Raw genomic sequence first — 6,164 nt, 5'->3', positions numbered from 1 at the left:
CGCGACACGTGCATACACGAGGCTGTGGCCCGGGCCCCCCACCTTTCCCTCCCAAAAAGGGGGGAGGAGTCAGCCGAATTCTTTTTGTATGGCCCAAACGGCGCTCGGGATTTACCGATGGACTCCAGCAGGCTCCCAGGTCTTCCGGACTCCACTCCACCCCTCGCAGCATTGCTATACTTCCGGTATGCGCGAACGAATTCTGGGGCGTATAGGCCGGGCTCTGGAACACCGTCCCCGAGTCTCCCTGCCGGAGCCCCTGGTTTTGCCGTCGTTGCCAGCCGAGGAGGCCCTCTCCCTCTTCACCCTGCGCCTGAGCGAGAACGGGGGCGAGGTGGTGCTCCTGGAAAACCTGGAAGCAGCCCAGAACTGGCTTCGGGGGTTTGCTCAAACCTTCACCGGGGTGGCGGTGAGCCGGTTGGTGCCCCCCGCCCTTCACCCGAGTCTGCCCGCCCTGCCCCCCGAGGAGGCCCCGCTGGGCATCTCCTGGGCTACGGGGGCGGTAGCCGAGACCGGCACGGTGCTACTCACTAGCCTCGAGGGCCGCCGCACCCAGCTCTTGCCGCCTTCCCACCTGGTTTTTGTACCTCAGGAGAAAGTCTACCCGACCCTGCTCGAGGCCCTGAATGCCATCCAACCTGACCTTCCCTCTGCCATCGGCCTGCACTCCGGCCCCAGCAAGTCAGCCGATATCGGTCAGATTATGGTCAAGGGCGTGCACGGCCCCGGTCGGCTGGTTGTGGCGGTGCTGTCTGGGGTGCAAGGTTAGGGACTGGGTAAAAGGACTCTGGGCAGCGTATGTCCCATTAAATCGAGAGTCGAAGGTCAGGTGGAGTACGGCCTTATTCAGACCTCCGACCCCTGCAAACCCAACCTGATATACACAATCATCCCGGCATCGGGACTAGACTTGTACCATGACCCAGGCCCGAACCCTCGGTGAACTCAGGCGATCCTATCCGCTGGAGAAGCTCCGCCGCAGCGTCAGGGATGAGGCACGGCAAAACCTGATCGGCAAGCTTCGCTCGGGTGAGAAGCTCTTCCCTGGCATCCGGAGCTACGACGACTCGGTGATCCCCAGCCTGATCAATGCCATTCTGGCCCGGCACAACTTCATTCTGCTGGGCTTGCGCGGTCAGGCCAAGAGCCGCATTTTGCGCCAGCTCACTGAACTCCTGGACGACGAAATTCCAGCCCTGCCCACCGAGATCCGCGATAACCCACTGTTCCCGCTCTCGGCGGAAGCCCGGCGCATACTAGAAGAAGCCGGCGACGATGCACCCATCGTCTGGATTCCCCGCTCGGAACGCTACGTGGAGAAGCTGGCCACCCCCGACACCACTGTGGCCGATATTCTGGGCGATATTGACCCCATTAAGGCTGCCAAACGCGGCACCGGGCTGGGCGACCTCGAGGCTGTGCACTATGGCCTGCTGCCCCGTGCCAACCGGGGCATCTTTGGCATCAACGAGGTGGCCGACCTGGCCCCCAAGGTGCAGGTGGCCCTCTTCAACATCCTGCAAGAGGGCGACGTGCAGATTCGCGGCTATCCAGTACGCCTGGAACTGGACGTGTGGATTGCCTTTACGGCCAACCCCCAGGACTACACCGCCCGTGGCAAAATTGTCACCCCCCTCAAAGACCGCATCGGCTCGGAAATTCGCACCCACTACCCCAAAACCCTCGAGGAGGGCCTCTCCATCACCCGCCAGGAAGCCTGGATTGCTCGAGAGGAAGGCATGTACATTCCGGCTTACGTGGCCGAGGCCTCGGAGGCGGTGGCTTTTGTGGCCCGTGAGGATAAGCGGGTGGACAAAAGCTCGGGGGTCTCGCAACGCCTCTCGATCAGCCTGCTGGAACTGGTGGCCTCCAGTGCCGAACACCGTGCGTTGCTGCTGGGCGAGCACCCGGTAGCCCGTCCACTCGACCTGTATGCCGCCCTGCCTGCCATCACCGGCAAGATCGAGATGGAATACGAGGGCGAGCTCCAGGGGGCCGAGCGGGTGGCCAGAGACCTGCTCCTCAAAGCCTTTGGCCTCTCGTATGGCGAACGCGCCCGCAGCTTGCAGGTAGACGAAATCGTGCAATACTTTGCCGACGGCAACCTCCTCACCCTGCCCGAGGGCAGCGCTAAGGCGGTGCTGAAGGAAATGGAAAAGGTGCCGGGACTCATGGCCTCCGCCAAAAAACTCGAGCCCCAAACCACCCCCGAAGCCCAGGTGGCCGCCGGGGAATTTATCCTCGAAGGGCTGGCAGGCCGCCGCAAGATCGCCAGGGGCGAAGAATCCTACAGCGCCCCCGTCGAGCGTGAGCGCGAAAGGTGGGGAAGCGGGAACTAGTGCTCACGGCGAACAGGCCATAGCTAATAGTCGGACGCAAAAATTTAGCTATCGGCTATCAGCGAGGATATATGCGCATCCGATACTCCAAGTACGAGCCCGGCTTCGACGACCTGTCCGGGACCGACCTGATGGACATGATCCAGGACTTTCTGATGGACTCGGGCTTTTCAGACCCCTACAACCGCTACCAGCCCGACCCCCACCGCGCACCCACCACCGAAGACCTGATGGATGCGCTGCTGCAAGCCCTGCTCGAGCAAGACCGCATCCCCGAGGAGTGGCTGCAAGAGTCCCGCAAGGCCCAGAACTTCCAGGAAACCCGGCTGGGTCAGGAATTACAGCGCTTGATGCAGCGATTGCAGGACGAGGGTTTTATCCGGATGCCCGGCAGCGACCCCACCGAACCCCGGGGCCAGGGCATGCAGGGCGAGGCCCAGGACACCCGACTGGAACTCACCAACAAATCGGTGGATTTTTTGGGCCTCAAGAGCCTGCGCACCCTGCTGGGCTCGCTGGGCAAAAATGCTCCTGGCGCCCATGTCACACGCCATTATGCCTCGGGGGTGGAGAGCAGCGGCGAGACCAAGCCCTACGAGTTTGGCGACCAGCCCAACCTCAACATCGGCGAGACGCTCAAGAAGGTGGTGATGAAAGGACTGGAAAACCTCGAGGAGCACGACCTGACCATCGAGCTGGCCGAGTACACCGCGGCCATGAACACGGTGGTTTTGCTGGACTGCTCGCACTCGATGATTCTCTACGGCGAAGACCGCTTCACCCCTGCCAAGCGTGTCGCCCTGGGCCTGGCCCACCTGATCCGCACCCAGTATCCGGGCGACCAGGTGCGCTTTGGCGTCTTCCACGACAGCGCCGAGGAAGTGCCGCTGGGCAGACTCCCCACCGTGCAGGTCGGGCCATACCACACCAACACCGCCGAGGGACTCAAGCTGGCCCGCAAGATGCTCAAGAAGATGAGCGGCGAGATGAAGCAGATCATCATGATTACCGACGGCAAGCCCTCTGCGCTCACGCTGCCCTCGGGCCAGATTTACAAGAACGCCTGGGGCCTCGACCCGGTGATTCTGGCCGAGACCCTGAAAGAAGCCACCCTGGCCCGCAAGGAAGGCATCCCCATCCATACCTTCATGCTGGCTCGGGAGCCCGAGCTGCTGGCCTTCGTCAAGAAGCTGACCCAGATTACCAAAGGCAAGGCTTACATGACCACGCCGGGGAACATCGGGCGGTATGTACTGATGGATTTCTTAAACAGGAAGGTCAGCCGGAATTAGATGGCCTACTGGTACTTCGATACCAATGCAATAACCGCCCTTAATGACCTTCGTGCAGAGTATGGTACTGAAGAGATTTGGGGGAATCGCCTTTAGTAGTGATACCGCGCCTGTAAAAAATCAATCCACGCGTCCAAGACGCGGTAGACCAAGCGGTGTTCCTGGGTGATTCGGCGCGACCACATGCCAGGGCCGAGGTATTTGAGCGGTTCGGGCTTGCCGATCCCAGCAAAGGGTTCGCGCAAGACCGATTCGATCAGGTCGAAAATTTTGACCGCAACCTTGCGGTCGGTGTCCACCCAGAAGCGCAGATCCTCGAGAAAGGCCGGCGTGAACAGCGCCTCACGCGGCCTATTTGCCTTTGCCACCCAGTACCTCGTGTCGCAGATCGGCGGTGCTGCCCTTGAGGCCCTCGCTGCGCTGGGCCTGCTCAAGCGCCTTCAGCAGCCGCTCGGCGTTCTTGGGGGAGCGCAGTAAATGTACGGTCTCCATGAGACTTTCGTATTCGTCGGCGTCAATCATGGCCACGCGCTTCCCGCTGCGACGGTTGATGATGACCACCTCCAGATCGTTGGTCACACGATCTAGCAGTGTGGCCAGCTGCTCTCTAGCCTGGCTGTAACTCGTTTCAATAGCCACAAAACTATTGTACAATGACCCTGTACAATTCTAAAAGTGAGTGTGGTTTATCTATACTCATCCTCTTCCCTTCGCTTCCAGCTACACTACCCTTTGTGAAATCGGCCCGAACCTGGGGAATCTCTGCCTACCTGGCACTCTTAATCGAACGCATTTCGCAGGCCGTGCAGTTCCGGCCCCGGCCTGCCTTCAACCCCGCACAGATCCGCCGCCTCGAGGGCGCAACGCGGGAGTTACGCCTCGAGGTGCCCTACTACCCGGCGAAGGGCGCGGGGGGCTATGTGCTAATTCCCAAAGATGGCTATTTTCAGCAGAGCGAAGAGGTTCTGGAGCGCCTTTAGCTCGAGTGGCGCGGCAGGACAAATGCCCTGCATTTGCGTGTCATGCAGCGTAACCTAAAGTTGAGCCATTGAGGTTTGGAAAATACCCCGCTACCGTGTGGACTAGTGGCAGTATGAGTAGCGAGGGCATAGCTGCACGGCCTGCCAAGTCCTATGAGTCCACGCTTCGCAATTTTACTCCTCCTGTTGGGCCTGAGCGCTTGCCAGTTCAGTGCGCCTTTGCCCGCCAATACGGGCTACTGGTCGGATGCGCGGTTCTGGGCCAGCCTTGGACTGGAAAAGCCTGAAGAAGGCGATCCAGTCTTGATACCTCGGGGCAGTACGGTCATCCTCGATCAGAACCCCCCTCCCCTGGCGGGGGTAACGGTACGCGGAAATCTGGAATTTGCACGTAGAGATCTCCACCTGGTGACGGGTTTTTTGCTCGTGATGAACCCGGGCAAGTTGAGCATTGGCTCGGAAGCACACCCTTTCACCCACCGTGCGGTTATAACCCTCACGGGCTCCGACCCTACTAGGGATGAGATGGGCATGGGAATGGGAACCAAGTTTCTGGGTGCAATGTCGGGTGGGAGGCTGGAGGTTATCGGCGAGAACCGGGTTTCCTGGACGAAACTGGCCGCCACTGCACCGGCAGGAAGCACCCAGATTGTCCTGAGCGATCCGGTGGACTGGCGGGTCGGGGAGCTAATCGTGATTGCCCCTACCTCGCTCGACCCCCACCAGGCCGAGACCCGTACCATCCGGGCCGTCCACGGCACTACCCTCACGCTGGATCGTGCCCTCGAGTATGGACGCTTTGGCGAGTTGCAGAATTTCGAGGGCCGTGTGCTGGACGCACGGGCTGCGGTTGGGTTACTTTCACGCAATATCGTGGTCCAGGGCGACAGCAACCAGGCGGGTGGTTTCGGAGGCCACGTGATGGTAATGGGCTCGGATCCCAATATTCGCGAGACCAATCCGGCTTTGCGCAGCAGTGCCAGGATTCGCGGGGTGGAGTTTCGCCGCCTGGGCCAGTTCAATAAGTTGGCCCGCTACCCCTTTCACTGGCATTTGAACGGCGGCTCGCCAGGCGACTATCTGGAAAACAGCAGCTTCCACAGCAATTTCCAGCGCGGGATTGTGGTGCATGGAACCGACCATGTAATCGTCAGGAACAACGTCCTGTACAACACCATGGGGCACAGCATCATGACCGAGGACGGCAGCGAACAGGACAACCTCTTCGAGCGCAATCTGGCGGTACTGACTCGAGCCTTTCCCTACCTGCCCAGCAACCCCATCCAGGTGGGGCAAAACGACGATCAGGCCGCTACCTTCTGGATTAAGGGTCCCAGCAACCGATTTGTGGGCAACGTAGCGGCGGGGGGCGAGTTTACCGCCTTCTGGTTCGACAACGTGGGGGCGGTGGATCCCAACCGCTTCGCGTTCCGCGACAACGTGGTTCACTCCTACCTGCTGGGTAAAGGGATCGGCGCACCGGGCAACGTGGGCGATCTGGGGGCTATCTGGATTACCGGCAGCCGGGCAGATCCAGATAGAGATCGGAAGAG

The 6,164-nt window shown here is 60.6% G+C and carries 7 protein-coding genes; 5 read left to right on the top strand and 2 right to left on the bottom strand.

Annotated elements, in window-relative coordinates; all coding sequences use genetic code 11:
* The first annotated feature begins 187 nt into the window (after positions 1 to 187).
* The 3 genes from Q0288_RS06985 to Q0288_RS06975 all read left to right on the top strand — a co-directional run bounded on the left by Q0288_RS06985 (position 188) and on the right by Q0288_RS06975 (position 3,631).
* Positions 188 to 769, top strand: a complete 582-nt coding sequence (locus Q0288_RS06985; protein WP_299429095.1) for a lactate utilization protein — start codon at positions 188 to 190, stop codon at positions 767 to 769.
* A 148-nt stretch (positions 770 to 917) separates the two neighbouring features.
* The gene (locus Q0288_RS06980) at positions 918 to 2,339 is read left to right on the top strand and encodes a sigma 54-interacting transcriptional regulator (RefSeq protein WP_299429093.1); all 1,422 of its coding nucleotides are present in this window, start codon (positions 918 to 920) and stop codon (positions 2,337 to 2,339) included.
* Positions 2,340 to 2,410: 71 nt separating this feature from the next.
* Complete coding sequence (locus tag Q0288_RS06975) at positions 2,411 to 3,631, top strand: VWA domain-containing protein (protein WP_299429091.1); 1,221 nt, start codon at positions 2,411 to 2,413, stop codon at positions 3,629 to 3,631.
* A gap of 92 nt (positions 3,632 to 3,723) precedes the next feature.
* On the opposite strand, the gene Q0288_RS06970 is transcribed toward Q0288_RS06975, so the two are convergent.
* Both Q0288_RS06970 and Q0288_RS06965 read right to left on the bottom strand, forming a co-directional pair.
* Entirely contained in the window at positions 3,724 to 3,999 is a 276-nt protein-coding gene (locus Q0288_RS06970) for a Txe/YoeB family addiction module toxin (protein ID WP_299429089.1), read from the bottom strand.
* Positions 3,983 to 4,270 carry a type II toxin-antitoxin system prevent-host-death family antitoxin gene (locus tag Q0288_RS06965; RefSeq protein ID WP_299429087.1) on the bottom strand — a complete coding sequence of 96 codons (288 nt, stop codon included), beginning with the start codon at positions 4,268 to 4,270 and terminating at the stop codon, positions 3,983 to 3,985. The genes Q0288_RS06970 and Q0288_RS06965 overlap by 17 nt, the downstream gene beginning before the upstream one ends.
* 95 nt (positions 4,271 to 4,365) lie before the next feature.
* Here Q0288_RS06965 and Q0288_RS06960 point away from each other — a divergent pair, with 95 nt between their 5' ends.
* Together Q0288_RS06960 and Q0288_RS06955 are read left to right on the top strand one after the other, a co-directional pair.
* A complete protein-coding gene (locus Q0288_RS06960; protein WP_299429085.1) occupies positions 4,366 to 4,611 on the top strand; it encodes a hypothetical protein in 246 nt (81 codons plus the stop codon).
* Positions 4,612 to 4,764: 153 nt separating this feature from the next.
* Positions 4,765 to 6,164, top strand: a 1,400-nt coding sequence (locus Q0288_RS06955; RefSeq protein WP_299429083.1) for a G8 domain-containing protein, incomplete at its 3' end; no start/stop codon positions are given.

This window comes from uncultured Meiothermus sp. (assembly GCF_937863175.1).
In the GTDB taxonomy this organism is placed as follows: Bacteria; Deinococcota; Deinococci; order Deinococcales; family Thermaceae; genus Meiothermus.
Note: the sequence above shows the minus strand (reverse complement) of the source record. Positions and strands in the feature narration are given on the sequence as shown.

What these genes read in the sequence shown, in the direction of transcription:
- Q0288_RS06985 (WP_299429095.1), top strand. Translation starts at nt 188, where the DNA reads ATGCGCGAACGAATTCTGGGGCGTATAGGCCGGGCTCTGGAACACCGT.
- Q0288_RS06980 (WP_299429093.1), top strand. Translation starts at nt 918, where the DNA reads ATGACCCAGGCCCGAACCCTCGGTGAACTCAGGCGATCCTATCCGCTG.
- Q0288_RS06975 (WP_299429091.1), top strand. Translation starts at nt 2,411, where the DNA reads ATGCGCATCCGATACTCCAAGTACGAGCCCGGCTTCGACGACCTGTCC.